Source organism: Alsobacter sp. R-9 (genome assembly GCF_054612375.1).
On the sequence record NZ_JBTSWJ010000001.1, the window covers coordinates 491,354 to 506,084 of the forward strand.

Annotated in this window: 12 protein-coding genes; 8 read left to right on the forward strand and 4 right to left on the reverse strand. The window is 72.4% G+C overall.

Annotated features, from left to right (window positions below):
* Positions 1 to 4: 4 nt before the first annotated feature.
* The 7 genes from tsaA to ACX9GQ_RS02310 all read left to right on the forward strand — a co-directional run bounded on the left by tsaA (position 5) and on the right by ACX9GQ_RS02310 (position 8,358).
* Positions 5 to 505: a tRNA (N6-threonylcarbamoyladenosine(37)-N6)-methyltransferase TrmO gene (gene tsaA, locus ACX9GQ_RS02280; RefSeq protein ID WP_459627907.1), complete on the forward strand. Its 501-nt coding sequence runs from the start codon at positions 5 to 7 to the stop codon at positions 503 to 505.
* Positions 502 to 1,527, forward strand: coding sequence for an iron ABC transporter substrate-binding protein (locus ACX9GQ_RS02285; protein WP_459627908.1), 1,026 nt, complete (start codon positions 502 to 504; stop codon positions 1,525 to 1,527). The genes tsaA and ACX9GQ_RS02285 overlap by 4 nt, the downstream gene beginning before the upstream one ends.
* Positions 1,524 to 2,540 carry a FecCD family ABC transporter permease gene (locus tag ACX9GQ_RS02290; protein WP_459627909.1) on the forward strand — a complete coding sequence of 339 codons (1,017 nt, stop codon included), beginning with the start codon at positions 1,524 to 1,526 and terminating at the stop codon, positions 2,538 to 2,540. The genes ACX9GQ_RS02285 and ACX9GQ_RS02290 overlap by 4 nt, the downstream gene beginning before the upstream one ends.
* Entirely contained in the window at positions 2,537 to 3,301 is a 765-nt protein-coding gene (locus tag ACX9GQ_RS02295) for an ABC transporter ATP-binding protein (protein WP_459627999.1), read from the forward strand. Before ACX9GQ_RS02290 ends, ACX9GQ_RS02295 begins: the two co-directional genes overlap by 4 nt.
* A 376-nt stretch (positions 3,302 to 3,677) precedes the next feature.
* On the forward strand, positions 3,678 to 5,369 hold the full coding sequence (locus ACX9GQ_RS02300; RefSeq protein ID WP_459627910.1) for a mucoidy inhibitor MuiA family protein: 1,692 nt from the start codon (positions 3,678 to 3,680) through the stop codon (positions 5,367 to 5,369).
* 198 nt (positions 5,370 to 5,567) lie between these two features.
* Positions 5,568 to 6,860, forward strand: a complete 1,293-nt coding sequence (locus ACX9GQ_RS02305) for an adenylosuccinate synthase (RefSeq protein WP_459627911.1) — start codon at positions 5,568 to 5,570, stop codon at positions 6,858 to 6,860.
* Between the two features lie 31 nt (positions 6,861 to 6,891).
* The gene (locus tag ACX9GQ_RS02310; protein ID WP_459627912.1) at positions 6,892 to 8,358 is read left to right on the forward strand and encodes a hypothetical protein; all 1,467 of its coding nucleotides are present in this window, start codon (positions 6,892 to 6,894) and stop codon (positions 8,356 to 8,358) included.
* A 179-nt stretch (positions 8,359 to 8,537) separates the two neighbouring features.
* Here the strand turns inward: ACX9GQ_RS02310 and rpoH are convergent, their stop codons facing one another.
* Positions 8,538 to 9,443, reverse strand: coding sequence for an RNA polymerase sigma factor RpoH (rpoH, locus tag ACX9GQ_RS02315; protein WP_459627913.1), 906 nt, complete (start codon positions 9,441 to 9,443; stop codon positions 8,538 to 8,540).
* Positions 9,444 to 9,606: 163 nt separating this feature from the next.
* Entirely contained in the window at positions 9,607 to 10,620 is a 1,014-nt protein-coding gene (locus tag ACX9GQ_RS02320) for an RluA family pseudouridine synthase (RefSeq protein WP_459627914.1), read from the reverse strand.
* A gap of 44 nt (positions 10,621 to 10,664) precedes the next feature.
* On the opposite strand from ACX9GQ_RS02320, the gene ACX9GQ_RS02325 reads away from it, so the two are divergent.
* Positions 10,665 to 11,099 (forward strand): hypothetical protein, encoded by a 435-nt coding sequence (locus ACX9GQ_RS02325; protein ID WP_459627915.1) that lies wholly within the window; start codon positions 10,665 to 10,667, stop codon positions 11,097 to 11,099.
* A gap of 149 nt (positions 11,100 to 11,248) precedes the next feature.
* Here the strand turns inward: ACX9GQ_RS02325 and ACX9GQ_RS02330 are convergent, their stop codons facing one another.
* Together ACX9GQ_RS02330 and ACX9GQ_RS02335 are read right to left on the reverse strand one after the other, a co-directional pair.
* Positions 11,249 to 12,052: a UDP-2,3-diacylglucosamine diphosphatase gene (locus ACX9GQ_RS02330; protein ID WP_459627916.1), complete on the reverse strand. Its 804-nt coding sequence runs from the start codon at positions 12,050 to 12,052 to the stop codon at positions 11,249 to 11,251.
* Between the two features lie 114 nt (positions 12,053 to 12,166).
* The gene (locus ACX9GQ_RS02335; RefSeq protein ID WP_459627917.1) at positions 12,167 to 14,452 is read right to left on the reverse strand and encodes a methyl-accepting chemotaxis protein; all 2,286 of its coding nucleotides are present in this window, start codon (positions 14,450 to 14,452) and stop codon (positions 12,167 to 12,169) included.
* Positions 14,453 to 14,731 lie beyond the last annotated feature (279 nt).

The window sequence follows — 14,731 nt, forward strand, 5'->3', positions numbered from 1 at the left end:
CCGCATGACGCAGCACGACCGGACGCGGCCGGGGGAGATCGAGGCGCCGCTGCCCGAGCGGGCGGATGCCCGGCTCGTCTTCATCGGCCGCATCCGGACGCCGTTCGCCACGCGCGACGACTGTCCGCGCCAGGGCAAGGCGGACGGGCCGGAGTGCCGCGTCGAGATCGACGAGCCGTGGCGGCCTGCGCTGAAGGGGCTGGAGCGCTACCGGCGCGCCGAGGTGCTCTACTGGATGCACCTCGCCCGGCGCGACCTCGTTCAGCAGAGCCCGAAGTCGGACGGCGATACGCACGGCACCTTCGCCCTGCGCTCGCCCGTGCGGCCGAACCCGATCTCCACGTCGCTGGTCGAGATCGTGTCCGTCGAGCCGTGGGGGCTCGTGGTGCGCGGCCTCGATTGCGTCGACGGCACGCCGCTGCTCGACGTGAAGCCGGACCGCTGCTCGTTCACGCCGCTCGCCCCGCCGGGGCCGGGCGACCGCGCGCAGGGAGGCGGCGCATGAGCCTCACCCGCCGCCACATGCTCGCGGCCGGCGCCGCGCTGTGCCTGCCCGCCGTGGCGCGGGCGCAGACGATCCGCGACGGCGCCGGGCGGGAGGTCGCGATCCCGGCCCGGGTCGAGCGCGTGTTCCCGGCGGGGCCGCCGGCCGCCATCACGCTCTATACGCTGGCGCCGGACCAGCTGCTCGGCTGGCCGCGTGCCAACCGGCCGGAGGAACTCGCCTACCTCGACCCCGCCGTCGGCGCGAGGCCGGAGCTGGGGCGGCTCACCGGCCGCGGCAACACGACCAACCTGGAGAGCCTGCTGCAACTGCGGCCGGACCTCATCGTCGACATCGGCTCGGTGGCGCGTACGTTCGTGGAGACCGCCGACCGCATCCAGGCGCAGACGGGGCTGCCCTACGCGCTCCTCGACGGGCGCTTCGACAAGGTGGCCGAGAGCTACCGCCTGCTCGGGCGCCTGGCCGGGCGCGGCGAGCGGGGCGACGACCTCGCGCGGCGCTGCGACGAGGTGGTGCGCACCTGCCAGTCGCGCGTCGCCACCGTGCCGGCCGAAAAGCGCCCGCGCGTCTACTACGCCCGCGGTCCGCGCGGGCTGGAGACCGGGCTCGGCGGCTCGATCAACGTCGAGACCATCGAGTTCATGGGCGCCGTCAACGTCGCCGGCGGCACGCGCGGCGGCCTCGCCTCGGTGTCCGTCGAGCAGGTGCTCGCGTGGGACCCCGAGGTCATCGTCACCATCGACCGGGAGTTCGCGGCCTCGGTGCGCAGCGACCCGGCGTGGAAGGGCGTGCGGGCCGTGAGGGACGGGCGCATCCACCTGTCGCCGAAGATGCCGTTCGGCTGGGTCGACTTCCCGCCCTCGGTGAACCGCATCCCGGGCCTGTGGTGGCTCGGCAGAATCCTCTACCCGAGCCTCTTCCCCGAGGACTTGCGGGCCGTCACGCGCGACTTCTACACGACCTTCTACCACCGCACGCCCGACGAGGCGCAGGTGGCGGCCGTGCTGGACGGGCGCGGATGACCAACCTCGGCCCGGGGCGCGGGATCGCGGTTGCGCTCGCGGTGCTGGCGCTCGGCGTCGCGGTGGCCTTCACGCTCGGGCGCTTCCCGGTGTCGGCGGGCGACGTTGCCACCGTGCTGTGGAGCCGGCTCGCGGGCCGCCCCTCCGGCCTGCCGGGGTCGGTGGAGGCCGTGGTGCTCTCGGTGCGCGGGCCGCGCGTCGTCGCGGCCATCCTGTGCGGCGCGGCGCTGGCGACGGCGGGCGCGGCGTTCCAGGGGCTCTTCCGCAACCCGCTCGTCTCGCCCGACATCCTCGGCGCCTCGTCCGGCGCGGCGCTGGGCGCCGTGCTCGGCATCTACTGGTCGCTCGGCATCGTCGGCATCCAGCTGCTCGCCTTCGGGGGCGGGCTCGCCGCGGTCGCCGCGGTCTACGCCATCGGCGCGTCGCTGCGGGCGGGCGACACGACGCTCGCCCTCGTCCTCACCGGCGTCGTCGTGGGGGCGCTGCTCGGCGCCGGCGTCGGCCTCGTGAAGTATCTCGCCGACCCGTACAACCAGCTCCCTGCGATGACCTTCTGGCTGCTCGGCAGCCTGTCGGGCACCGACGCCTCCGACCTCGTGCCGCTGCTGGGCCCGGTGGTCGCGGGGACGGCGCTGCTGCTGGCGCTGCGCTGGCGGCTCAACGTGATGTCGCTGCCCGACGAGGAAGCGACCGCGCTCGGCCTGCGGACGGGGCCGGTGCGGCTGGCGGTGGTGGCCGCGGCGACGCTGGTGACGGCGGCGAGCGTGGCGGCGGCCGGGGTCATCGGCTGGGTCGGGCTCGTCGTGCCGCACCTCGCCCGCTTCCTCGTCGGCCCGGACTTCGGACGCCTGATGCCGACGGCGGCGATCCTCGGCGCCGGTTACCTGCTGCTGATCGACACGCTGGCGCGCACCGTGGCGCCGGTCGAGGTGCCGCTCGGCATCCTCACGGCGGTGGTGGGGACGCCGTTCTTCATCTGGCTGCTCGCCTCCTCGCGCCGGGGCTGGTCCTGATGCTGGAGGCGCGCGGGCTCAGCTTCGGCTATCCCGGCCGCGTCATCGGGCGCGACGTCGCCATGGGCGTTGCCCCCGGCGAGGCGGTGGCCCTGCTCGGCCCCAACGGCGGGGGCAAGACGACGCTGCTGAAGACGCTGCTCGGCCTGCTGGAGGCCATGGCCGGCGAGGTGCGTCTCGACGGCGAGCCGCTGGCGGCGCTGCCCGTGGCCGAGCGGGCGCGGCGCCTCGCCTACGTGCCGCAGGCCCATGCCGGGGCCTTCGCCTTCACGGCGCTGGAGATGGTGACGATGGGCCGGACGGCGCGCGGCGGGCTGCTGGGCCGGCCGGGCCCGCGCGACGTGGCGCTGGCGCGCGCCATGCTGGACCAGATGGGCGTCGGCCACCTCGCCGACCGGCCCTACACGCTCATCTCCGGCGGCGAGCGACAGCTCGTCTTCGTCGCCCGCGCGCTGGCGCAGGAGCCGCGCTATGTCGTCCTCGACGAGCCGACCGCGAGCCTCGACTTCGGCAACCAGGGCCTCGTCATGCGCCGCATCCGCGACCTCGCGGCCAGCGGGCTCGGCGTCCTGTTCACCACGCACGATCCAAACCAGGCGCTGCGCCATGCCGACAGGACGGTGATGCTGCGCGAGGGCCGGCTTGACCGCGACGGCCCTTCCGCGGCGGTCATCGACCCCGACGCGCTGCAGCGGCTCTACGGCGCGCCGGTCGAGACCGTCGTGGCGGGAGACGGGACACGCGCCTACCTGCCGGGGTGACGGGGGCGGGGCTGCGGGTCGCATGACGCGCCAATGGCCGTCGTGGCCGCCGGCCCCTCATCCGCCTCCGCTGTAGCGGAGGCACCTTCTACCCGCAGGCGGGGCGAAGGGGGGGCGCGGCATCGTTGCGGCTTGCCGATCGCCGCGGATCCAGGAGGCCGCGACGGCTCCGCCTCCTTCTCCCCGCCTGCGGGGAGAAGGTGGTCCGCAGGACCGGATGAGGGGATGGGCGCGGCGTCCATGGCGGAGAGCCTGCGCGTGCCAGTCCCCGCGGACCGCCGCCGTCGTCGTCCACAAACGGCCATGCTGCCGCCGCAGTGAATCCGCGATCCGGGGTCTTGATCATGATGATCCTGTTCCTGTCCGGGCCCCCCCCATGACACGTTCCGCCCTCCTTGCCGCCACGGCGCTCGCCGCCGTGCTGCCCCAGGCCGTTTCCGCCGCCGAGATCGAGGCCGAGAGCCGGATCGAGGCGGTGACCGTGTTCCCCGACGGCGCCAGCGTCGTGCGCGCGGTGCCGCTGCGGGTGCCGGCCGGCTCCCACACCATCGTGCTGCGCGGCCTTGCGGGGACCGTCGATCCTGCCTCCATCCGGGTGGAAGGGCAGGGGTCCGCCAGGCTCGCCATCGGCTCGGTCGATGTGCGTGCCGTGCCCGGAGACGCGCAGCCGGCGGTCGACCCGGCGCTGGAGAAGCGCATCACCGCCCGCCGCCAGGACCGCGACCGCCTTCAGGCGCGCATCGACTCGGCCGATGCCAAGCGCGTCGCCATCGAGAAGTTCGCGGAGACGGGCGGCGGCACGCCGAAGGACGGACCGCCGCTGCCCGTGGATCGGCTTGTCGCCGCCTGGGACGCGGTGGGCGACGCGCTGGAGAAGGTCAACGCCCAGCTCGTCGACCTGCGCATCAAGGCCAAGGAGCTTGACGACGAGATCGAGGCGCTGGAGCAGGCCCGGCCGAAGCCGGTGCCGGGCCGGGCGCCGAAGCGCGACGTGACCATCGCGCTGGAATCCCCGGTCGACGCCGAGGCGGCGCTGAAGGTGACCTACCGCGTCGCCGGGGCCCGGTGGACGCCCGTCTACGACGTGCGCCTCGACACCGGTGCCCGCGACCGCAAGCCGAGCCTCGACGTTGTCCGGCGCGCGCAGGTGGCGCAGACCACGGGTGAGGACTGGGCCGACGTGGCTCTGACCGTCTCCACCGTCCAGACGGCGCGCGGCACGCAGGCGCCGGAGCTGCGCGAGCAGACGCTCTCCCTGTTCGATCCCGCCGAGCTGGCGCGGCGCAACGAGGTCCGTGCGAAATCGCAGCGGGAAATCGCGCGCGCGGCGCCCCTGGCGGCGGCCGCGCCACCGGCGCGGATGGACCTGTCGGCGGAGCCCGAAGCCATCGCCGAGACGACCGCCGAGGCGGTGACGGGCGGCTTCCAGGCGGCCTTCCGCGTGCCGGGGAAGGCGACCCTGTCCGCCGACGGGACGCAGCGAACCTATGCGCTCGCCACCCGCACGCTCGACCCCGCGCTCGTGGTGAAGACCGCGCCCGTCCTCGACGACACGGCGTATCTGGAGGCCTCGTTCACGCTGGAGGACGACGTGCCTCTGCTGGCGGGGCCCGTGACCCTGCAGCGCGACGGCGTCTATGTCGGGCGCGGGCGGCTGCAGGCCAAGGCGCCCGGCGAGCGGATCGACCTCGGCTTCGGCGCCGACGACAAGGTGAAGGTGACGCGCGTGCCGCTGAAGCGGCAGGCCAGCGACCCGGGCTGGATCGGCAACACCCGCAGCGACGTGCGGGCGTTCCGCACCACCGTGCGCAACCTGCACGACACGCCGCTTCGCATCGTCGTCGTCGACCAGACGCCGGTCAGCGAGAACGCCTCGGTCACCGTGGAGCCGCTCTCCGGCATGACGGCGCCGACCGAGAAGACCTTCGGCGACCAGCGTGGCGTCGTGGCATGGAGCTACGACTACAAGCCGGGCGAGCAGCGCGAGATCCAGCACGGCTACAAGATCGCCTGGCCGGCCGACAAGGAGCTCGTGACCGGCGGGCGCCCGCAGCCCCTGCTGCGCTGAACGGCGGGGACGGCGGGGAGGCCCGTGGCGGGGGGCCGGTACTTGCGCGCTTTACGCTCCCGTCCTGATTGGATAACACCTCCCGGCAAGCCCCGGCCCTGCCGCCTTGCGGTCGCGCCCGGCCGGGAGCCGCCGCTGTCCCGGCAGGACCGCGCCCGGCGCCTCCAGATGGAGGCTCAATCCGCGGAGTGAATGCCAATGGCGAATGTGGTGGTGGTCGGCGCCCAGTGGGGTGACGAAGGGAAGGGCAAGCTGGTCGACTGGCTGTCGGAGCAAGCCGACACGGTCGTGCGCTTCCAGGGCGGCCACAATGCGGGCCACACGCTGGTCATCCAGGGGGTGACCTACAAGCTGTCGCTGCTGCCCTCCGGCGTCGTTCGCCCGGGCAAGCTCGCGGTGATCGGCAACGGCGTGGTGCTGGACCCCTATGCGCTCGCCGCCGAGGTGGACAAGCTGCAGGCGCAGGGCGTGGCGATCTCGCGCGACAACCTGCGCGTCGCGGACAACGTGACCCTGATCCTCTCCGTCCACCGGGAGCTCGACGCGCTGCGCGAATCCTCCAACAGCGGCACGGTGATCGGCACCACGAAGCGCGGCATCGGCCCCGCCTACGAGGACAAGGTGGGCCGCCGGGCCATCCGGCTGATGGACCTCGCCGACCTGCCGACCCTTCCTGCCAAGATCGACCGGCTGCTGGCGCACCACAACGCGCTGCGCCGCGGCTTGCGGCTGCCCGAGTACGACGCGGGCGCGATCTACGAGGAACTGGCCTCGGTGGCGCCGCGCGTGCTGCCCTACATGGACACCGTGTGGCAGCTGCTCGACAACGAGCGTCGCGCCGGCAAGCGGATCCTGTTCGAAGGCGCGCAGGGCGCGCTTCTCGACATCGACCACGGCACCTATCCCTTCGTGACGTCGTCCAACACGGTCGCCGGGCAGGCCGCCACCGGCTCCGGCATGGGGCCGCGCGCCATCGGCTACGTGCTCGGCATCGCCAAGGCCTACACCACGCGCGTCGGCGGCGGACCGTTCCCGACCGAGCAGGACAACGAGATCGGCCAGCTGATCGGCGAGCGCGGGCACGAGTTCGGCACGGTCACGGGGCGCAAGCGGCGCTGCGGCTGGTTCGATTCGGTGCTGGTGCGCCAGACCGTGCGCACCTCGGGCATCGACGGCATCGCCTTGACGAAGCTCGACATCCTCGACGGCTTCAAGGAGATCAAGGTGTGCGTCCGCTACCGGCTGGACGGGGTCGAGATCGACCACCTGCCGGCGAGCCAGGGCGCGCAGGCGCGGGTCGAGCCCGTCTACGAGACGATCGAGGGCTGGTCCGGCTCCACGGCGGGCGCGCGCTCCTGGGCGGAGCTGCCCGCGCAGGCCATCAAGTACGTCCGGCGCATCGAGGAGCTGATCGGCGCGCCGGTGGCGCTGCTCTCGACGAGCCCCGACCGCGAGGACACCATCCTCGTGCAGAACCCCTTCGAGGCTTGACCGGAGCCGTTCACGGGCTGATCTGACATCCATGGCGGACTACTATCCCCTCATCTCCCGCGCGGTCGCGAACCTCGGCACGAGCACGCCCGAGCAGCGGCGCGAGCTGTACACGCGGGCGACGAACGCCCTCGTGGGGCAGCTGCGGATGTCCGATCCTCCGATTCCGGAGGCCGACATCACGCGCGAGCGGCTGGCGCTGGAGGAGGCGATCGGCCGCGTGGAGACGGAGGTCGCCGGAGGCGTGACCCGGACGACCGATCCGGCACCGGAGCCCGTGCCGGCGCCTGTCCCGGCCACGCCGTCCACCGTACCGGAACCGATCCCGCCTCAGGTGTCGGCCTCCGAGGATTCGAGGGGGGAGGCCGCGGTGGTCCCCGCGGCGCCGGTCGCGGCGGAGCCCCCGCCGGCGACGCCGGTGCGCGCGACGACCGCCGAGGAGACCGCCGACCAGCTGTACGAGGCGATGTCGTCGGCGAAGGCGACCCAGCCCGAGCCGCTGGCCCCCGCGGACGACATGTGGTCGCGCTCGCCGCGGGAGGAGATCGAGCCTCCCGCCGTCGTCGACGACGCCGTGCGTGAGGTGGCTGCCGGTACCCGCCCCCGGCCGCAGGCGCCCCGGCTGGAGACGCGCGACCGGCGCTGGATCCGTGCCGCCGTGATCGGCCTCGCCATCGCGGTCGTCGTCGGCCTCACGGCGACGGCGGCGATCATGCTGAAGCACCAGCCGGCCGACTTTGCGCCGCAGAGCCCGGCGGCCACCGCGTCCGTTGACGCGCAGGGCAAGACGCAGGATCGCCTGCCGGGCGAGGCCCCAGCGACGCCGGCCGTGCCCGGGACGACGACCACCGCGGCCGCGCCCGTCGCCGCGCCGACGCCCGCACCGGCACCGTCGGCGCCGGCGCCTGGGCAGGCCGCGCCCACCGGCCGCACCGAGCCGGCCCCCATCGGCATCCTTCAGCGCGTCCTGCTCGTCGAGGAGCCGGCGGAGGGCACCAAGGAGATCCGGCAGACGCCCGGACGCGTGCGCTGGCGGCTCGACAACGTGAGCGGCGGGGCCGGGGAGCCGCTGGACGCGGCGGTGCGCGCCGAGATCGAGGTTCCGGACGCCGCGCTCAAGGCCGACCTGCTGCTGCGTCGCAACCGCGATGCCGCGCTTCCCGCATCTCACACGCTTGAGCTGAAGTTCGTCCCGTCCGCGGCGGCGCCCAACGGGGCGGTGCGCGACGTCGGCGTGCCGGAGATGCGGCAGGACGAGACGATGCGCGGCGCGCCGCTGGCCGGCATCGCCGTTCCGGTGACGGAGAACCTGTTCCTGACCGGGCTCTCGAACCTCAGCTCCGACGTGCAGCGCAACATCGACCTGCTCAAGGGCCGCAACTGGTTCATGGTGCCGCTGCGCTTCGCCAACGGCCGCCGCGCCGTGCTGCTGATCGAAAAGGGCCCCACCGGCAGCCGCACGATCGCGGATGCGGTGCAGGCCTGGCAGCAGAGCTGAGGCAGAAAGTTCCGACGGGCAAGGGCACCGCCCACCGCCGTCTGATGCCGTTCGTCAGCGTTCGGTTCTGCGGCCTTTTTCCCACGTCATCCCCGGCGCCCGGCGCAAGCCGGGCGGGAAGGGGATCCAGACCTTTCGGCGCCGGGAGAAGACGCAGGGCGTCCGCGGGACCGGCCGCCTCACCCCCTCGCGGGAAGCGCGAGGCGCGAGGCCTCGCGGCGGGCGACGGCTTCCTTCACCGCCTTCTGCACCTTCTCGAAGGCGCGCACCTCGATCTGGCGGACGCGCTCCCGCGACACGCCGAACTCGGCCGAGAGGTCCTCCAGCGTGACGGGGTCCTCGGCGAGGCGGCGCGCCTCGAAGATGCGGCGCTCGCGGTCGTTGAGCACGCCGAGGGCTTCGCGCAGCGCCGCGTGGCGCTGGTCGGCCTCCTCCTGCTGGACGAGGATGCTCTCCTGGCTGGCGCTGTCGTCGGCCAGCCAGTCCTGCCACTCGCCCTCGCTCTCGCCGTCGGCGCGGATGGGGGCGTTCAGCGAGGCGTCCCCGCCGAGCCGGCGGTTCATCTCCACCACCTCCTGCTCGGCGACGCCGAGCTTGGTGGCGATGGCCTTCACCTGGTCGGGGCGCAGGTCGCCGTCGTCGAGGGCGGAGATCTGGCTCTTCGCCTTGCGCAGGTTGAAGAACAGCTTCTTCTGGTTCGCGGTCGTGCCCATCTTCACGAGCGACCACGAGCGCAGGATGTATTCCTGGATCGACGCCTTGATCCACCACATCGCATAGGTGGCGAGCCGGAAGCCCTTCTCAGGCTCGAAGCGCTTCACGGCCTGCATCAGGCCGACATTGCCCTCCGAGATGACCTCGCCGATCGGCAGGCCGTAGCCGCGATAGCCCATGGCGATCTTGGCCACGAGGCGCAGGTGCGACGTGACGAGCTTGTGGGCGGCGTCGGAATCCCCGTGCTCCCGCCAGCGCTTGGCGAGCATGTACTCTTCCTGCGGCTGCAGCATCGGGAACTTGCGGATCTCGTCGAGATACCGCGACAAGCCGCCTTCGGCGGCAATGGTGGGCAGGGCAGCGGATGCCATTCGATCCTCCTTCGGGCCCCCCGTCATGGGCGGACCTCGCCGCGGCCGCTTCAAGCCGACCGCTTCGGGACGCTATCATCATGCAGACCTTGACCGAAAGAGGGCAATCAGGGCCGCGAAGATTGCAAATGCGCAATGCCGGGCGTCGGTTCCGCCCTGCGGACTAGCCGTCCAGAGCGGCCACCAGCGCCGCGAGGTCGGGCGGCAACGGGCTCTCGAAATGGAGGTCCGCTTCGCGCGCGGGGTGACGGAAGCCGAGCTCGGCGGCGTGCAGCGCCTGGCGCGGGAACGCCTCGACCGCCGCGCGGGCCGCGGGCGGCAGCAGCGTTGCCTTGGTGCGGAAGCCGCTGCCATAGACGCCGTCGCCGACGAGGGGGTGGCCGATGTGGGCCATGTGCACGCGGATCTGATGGGTGCGCCCGGTCTCGAGCCGGCAGGTGACGAGGCTCGCCACCGCCTGTCCGTCGGCCCCGGCGAAGGTGCGCTCCACCGTGTAGTGCGTGATGGCCTCCCGCCCCTTGCCGTGCGGAACCACGGCCATGCGCTCGCGGCTGCGCGAGGAGCGGTCGATGGCGGCGTCGACGGTACCGTGCTTGCGGGGCGGCACGCCCCAGACGACCGCCGTGTAGGCGCGCTCGAGCGGCCCGGTGCGCCCGTGGTCGGCGAACTGGGCGGCGAGCCGCTGGTGGGCCCGGTCGTTCTTGGCCACCACCAGCAGGCCGGTCGTGTCCTTGTCGAGGCGGTGGACGATGCCTGGGCGGCGGACCCCGCCGATGCCCGAGAGGCTGTCGCCGCAATGGGCGATGAGGGCGTTGACGAGAGTGCCGCTGTCGTGGCCGGCGGCCGGGTGGACGACGAGGCCCGCCGGCTTGTCGATGACGATAAGGTCGTCGTCCTCGTAGACGACGGCGAGGGGGATGTCCTCGGCGGCCGGCTCGGCGGGCTCGGGCGGGGGTACCTCCAGCGTCACCACGGCGCCCGCCTCGAGCTTTCGCCCCGGATCGTCGATCGTGACGCCCGCCACCGCGACGCGGCCGGCCAGGACCAGCGCCTTGAGGCGGGTGCGGGAGAGGTCTGGCACGGAGCGTGCGAGGAAGCGGTCCAGCCGCTCGCCTTTGTCGCCGTCGCCCGCTACAAGCTCCAGCCTGTCCCCGTCGTCGTGGTCCCGCTCGGTCACGGCGCTTCCCTTCGTCTTTCCTTCACTGCCGGACGATCCGCCGCATGACCGCCAAGCCGACCGCCGCACCGCCGGGCGATGCCGACGATCCGGAAGCCGCGATGCGCCAGCAGGCGCGGCTCATGGCCCTGAAGATCGTGGTGATCGTGCTCGGGGTCATCCTGGTGGCGATGGCCCTCGTGGTCTTTTCGACGCTGATCATCCGCATCGTCAAGGGCAGCGGGTCGGGCGCGAGCCCGGCGGCCACCGCCGGCGCTCCGGCCGCGCCCGCCGCGCCTGCCCCGGGAGCGATCGGAACCGTGGCCCCCGCGGGGGGTGCCGCGCCACGGCTGCCGGCGGGCGCACGGGTCGTCTCGACGGCGCTCGGCGACGGGCGCCTCGCCGTCACCTTCGAGGCCGGCAACCGCCTGACCGTGGTGGTCGTGGACGTGGCGACCGGCCGCGAGACCGCTCGCTTCGACCTCGCCCCGCCGAACTGACGCCGGCAGCCGACGGCACGCTCCCCGGGCCGCGCGACATTCGCGCCGGTCGCGATCGGGCTTCCGCACGGCCGTGCAGGCGCCGGCCGGCTTGCCGAGGGCGACGGTGCATCCGGTGATGGCGGTCAGGTGACGGGGCCGGGATCCCGTCAGGCCGCGACGGGGGCGGGGAGGGCGACGGGTGCGGGGCCCTGCTCCACCTCGAGGCGAGGAGAGGTCCAGCGCAGCAGTTCCAGACGGCCGTCGTGGTGCTCGACCACGGCGGAGCAGGATTCCACCCAGTCGCCCGTGTTGACATACAGCACGTCGCCGATGCGCTTCACCACCGGGTGGTGGATGTGACCGCAGACGACCACGTCGGCCCCGTGCCGGGAGGCTTCGGCCGCGACGGCCTCCTCGAAGGCGCCGATGAAGCTGACGGCCTTCTTGACCTTCTGCTTGCTCCACGCCGAGAACGACCAGTAGGGCAGCCCCAGCCGGCGCCGGACCCTGCTGATGTGGGCGCTCATCCAGATCGCGAAGTCGTAGGCGCTGTCGCCGAGATGCGCGAGCCAGCGCGCATGCGCGATGACGACGTCGAACTTGTCGCCGTGGAGCACGCGCACGCACCGCCCGTCCGCCGTGACGTGCACAGCCTCCTCGGCCACCTCGATGCCGCCGAAGGTGGAGCCGGCGTAGTCGCGCAGGAACTCGTCGTGATTGCCCGGAACGTAGACGAGGCGGGTGCCCTTCCTGACCTTGCGCAGGAGCTTCTGCACCACGTCATTGTGCTCCTGCGGCCAGTACCACCCCGCCTTCAGGCGCCAGCCGTCCACGATGTCGCCCACGAGGTAGATCGTCTCGGCCTCGCAGTGCCTGAGGAAGTCGAGCAGCAGGTCGGGCTGGCAACCCTTCGTGCCGAGATGCACGTCGGAGAGGAACAGCGTGCGCACGTCGATCGTGGGATGGCTCATGCGACAGCCCCGCCCTTGTTGCTCCGGGGCCGCTTACACCTGATTTGTCTGTCAGTCGGATGACGGACCGCTCCGCGACCCTGCGGCGGCGGAGCGGCGCGGGCGGGCGCGGCGCTAGCGTGCGGCGCGCCTCGGCGAGCCGGGGCGTCCCGCGGCCGCAAAGGCGGCCTCCGCCATGCCCCGCAGACGGGCGGGTCCGGAACCCGATCCGGGCTCGACGGAGCGATGGCTTGCGGCGAGGCCGCCGCCGGCGTTCTCCCGGGTCCGGAAGATCGCCACGGCCTCGTTGAGACGGTCGATCTGGACGCTGAGCGAGGTCGCCGAGGCTGCGCTCTCCTCGGCCAGCGCGGCGTTCTGCTGCGTCGTCTGGTCCATCTGGGCGACGACCTGGCTCATCTCGTCGATGCCGTTCGCCTGTTCCGCCGTGGCGGAGGCGATCTCGCCCACCGTCGCGGCCACGTGGTGGGACGCCGACACGATCTTCGTCAGCGCATCGCCCGCCTCGCGGACGAGCCGGACGCCCTGCACGACCTCGGTTCCCGACGCCTGGATGAGACCGGTGATGTCCTTGGCCGCCTCGCTCGACCGCTGCGCCAGGGTGCGCACTTCGGACGCGACGACGGCGAAGCCCTTGCCGGCGTCGCCGGCACGGGCGGCCTCGACGGCCGCATTCAGCGCGAGGAGATTGGTCTGGAACGCGATCTCGTCGATCACCGTGGTGATGTCGGAGATCTTCTGGGACGCCTGCTCGATCCGGGCCATGGCGTCGACCGCCTGGCCGACGATGGAGCCGCCGGATTCCGCCACCTTCATGGCCTCCTCGGCCAGTTCGAGGGCCTTGCGGGAGGACTGGGCCGAGGCCTTGACGGAGGCTGCCAGCTGTTCGGTCGTGGCGGCGGTCTCCTCCAGCGACGCGGCCTGTCCCTCCGTGCGGCGGGAGAGATCGTTCGCCCCCGCGTTGATCTCGCGCGCCGCGCTGGCGACGTCGACCGCGGCGACCTGGACGGTGCCGACGGTCTGAGAAAGCCGCTCGATGGTGGTGTTGATCGCCCGCTTCAGATCGGCGAACCGGCCCCTGTACTCGGCCGCGACAGGCTGGGTGAGGTCGCCCTGGGAGATGCGCTCCAGCACGGCGGCGAAGTCCGCCGTGGCGGAATCGACGACCGCGTTGATCTGGTTCACGCCGTCGACCAGCCGCGCCATCTGCGGATCGTCGGTCTGCACCTGGAGGCGTGCCGAGAAGTCGCCGGCGGCGGCGGCGGCCACGACCTGGCCGACGTCCTGCACCGTGGCGATCATCGCCTCGGTGCGCGCGGCGCGCTCGGCGGCGGCGGCGCGCTCCTTGGCCTCGAGGTCCCGGACGCGCAGGCCGTTCTCGCGGAAGACCGCGACCGCCCGGGCCATGGCCCCCACCTCGTCCTGCCGCTCGGAATGCCTCACCTCGGAGTCGAGATGGCCCTCGGCGATCTTCGACATCGACGCGGTGACGTCCTGGATCACCGCCGCCAGGCGCCGCATCAGCACGATGACGGCCGGCAGCAGGAGCAGCAGCGCGAGGGACGCCTGGCCGAGGAAGGCGAGCGTGAAGCGGGAGATCTCGTCCATCGCGGGACGAACGTCGGTGAGGCTGACGACCTGCACGTCGTCCGACCCCGTGGTGCGGATCGAAGCCCGGGCGGTGCTGTAGCGCGAGCCGCCCAGGTCGATGGTTTCCGCGCCGGTCCCGGACGCGGCCGGAACCGCCTCGATCCCCGGAATCGTGGAGACGTTCACCTTGCCGCCGCGGGTCATGATGATCTCGGAACCGGATGCGCTCTTCAGCTCCGCCGCCGTGTCGGCCCGAAGGTAGGCCCCCACCTTCACCGTTCCCACCTGCACCCCGTCGTGGAACAGCGGGACGACTCCCTCCGCCGCGACCTCACCCGACGTCGGCGAGACCGAGTAGCCGTTCGAGCGTCCGCCCTTGAGCGCATCCCGGAAGAGGGGGTCGGACGACTTGTTGTCACCGAACTGGGCGGGTCGATGCCCCCGCATCAGGATGACGCCCTTGTCGTTCGTGACCTCGAGGGCTGAGACCGATGGATCGGTGCGCCGGACCTCCTCGAACAGCCTGGTCAGCCTGGTGCGGAGCTCCGCTGCATCGCCCCGGGCGGCAGCCGCGGCGAGAGCCGGGTTCTGCGCCATGACGTCGGCATGCCCGAGCATCCTCAGCCGGATCGTCTCCAGCGTCTGTGCCGCACGGTCCCGCGCCTGCATCGTGTTGCGGCTCAGGTCCTCCAGTGCGTTGCTCCGGAGCGACCAGAACGTCAGTCCCGCCAACGCTCCCGACACGACGAGACACGCAGCAACGAGGGTGAAGATCAACTGGAGACTCAAGGACCGGCGATAGCGGGACAACATCGGGACCATTCCAAGCAAGCACTGAACTGCCTCTTTTTTGCTCAGAACAAGCTTCGATCAAGTTAACTGGCTGCCTTATTATTAGTGTAATCGATCTCGTTATAAAGTAATCGTGCAATTCTTGCTGTAACGAATGGAGTGTAGTTGGCCGGAATCGGTGGTTGGCGCGGCGATGTTGCGTACAGGCAAGCCGTCCTTCGCGAGCCGGGCGCGTCTGGATCGTCGTTCGGGTCCCGGATGCTTGCCGGCCGTCCGAGGCCCATGAGTGCCAGGCCGCGC

Coding starts and splice junctions, on each gene's coding strand:
- tsaA (WP_459627907.1), top strand. CDS start 5: ATGACGCAGCACGACCGGACGCGGCCGGGGGAGATCGAGGCGCCGCTG.
- ACX9GQ_RS02285 (WP_459627908.1), top strand. CDS start 502: ATGAGCCTCACCCGCCGCCACATGCTCGCGGCCGGCGCCGCGCTGTGC.
- ACX9GQ_RS02290 (WP_459627909.1), top strand. CDS start 1,524: ATGACCAACCTCGGCCCGGGGCGCGGGATCGCGGTTGCGCTCGCGGTG.
- ACX9GQ_RS02300 (WP_459627910.1), top strand. CDS start 3,678: ATGACACGTTCCGCCCTCCTTGCCGCCACGGCGCTCGCCGCCGTGCTG.
- ACX9GQ_RS02305 (WP_459627911.1), top strand. CDS start 5,568: ATGGCGAATGTGGTGGTGGTCGGCGCCCAGTGGGGTGACGAAGGGAAG.
- ACX9GQ_RS02310 (WP_459627912.1), top strand. CDS start 6,892: ATGGCGGACTACTATCCCCTCATCTCCCGCGCGGTCGCGAACCTCGGC.
- rpoH (WP_459627913.1), bottom strand. CDS start 9,443: ATGGCATCCGCTGCCCTGCCCACCATTGCCGCCGAAGGCGGCTTGTCG.
- ACX9GQ_RS02325 (WP_459627915.1), top strand. CDS start 10,665: ATGACCGCCAAGCCGACCGCCGCACCGCCGGGCGATGCCGACGATCCG.
- ACX9GQ_RS02330 (WP_459627916.1), bottom strand. CDS start 12,052: ATGAGCCATCCCACGATCGACGTGCGCACGCTGTTCCTCTCCGACGTG.
- ACX9GQ_RS02335 (WP_459627917.1), bottom strand. CDS start 14,452: ATGTTGTCCCGCTATCGCCGGTCCTTGAGTCTCCAGTTGATCTTCACC.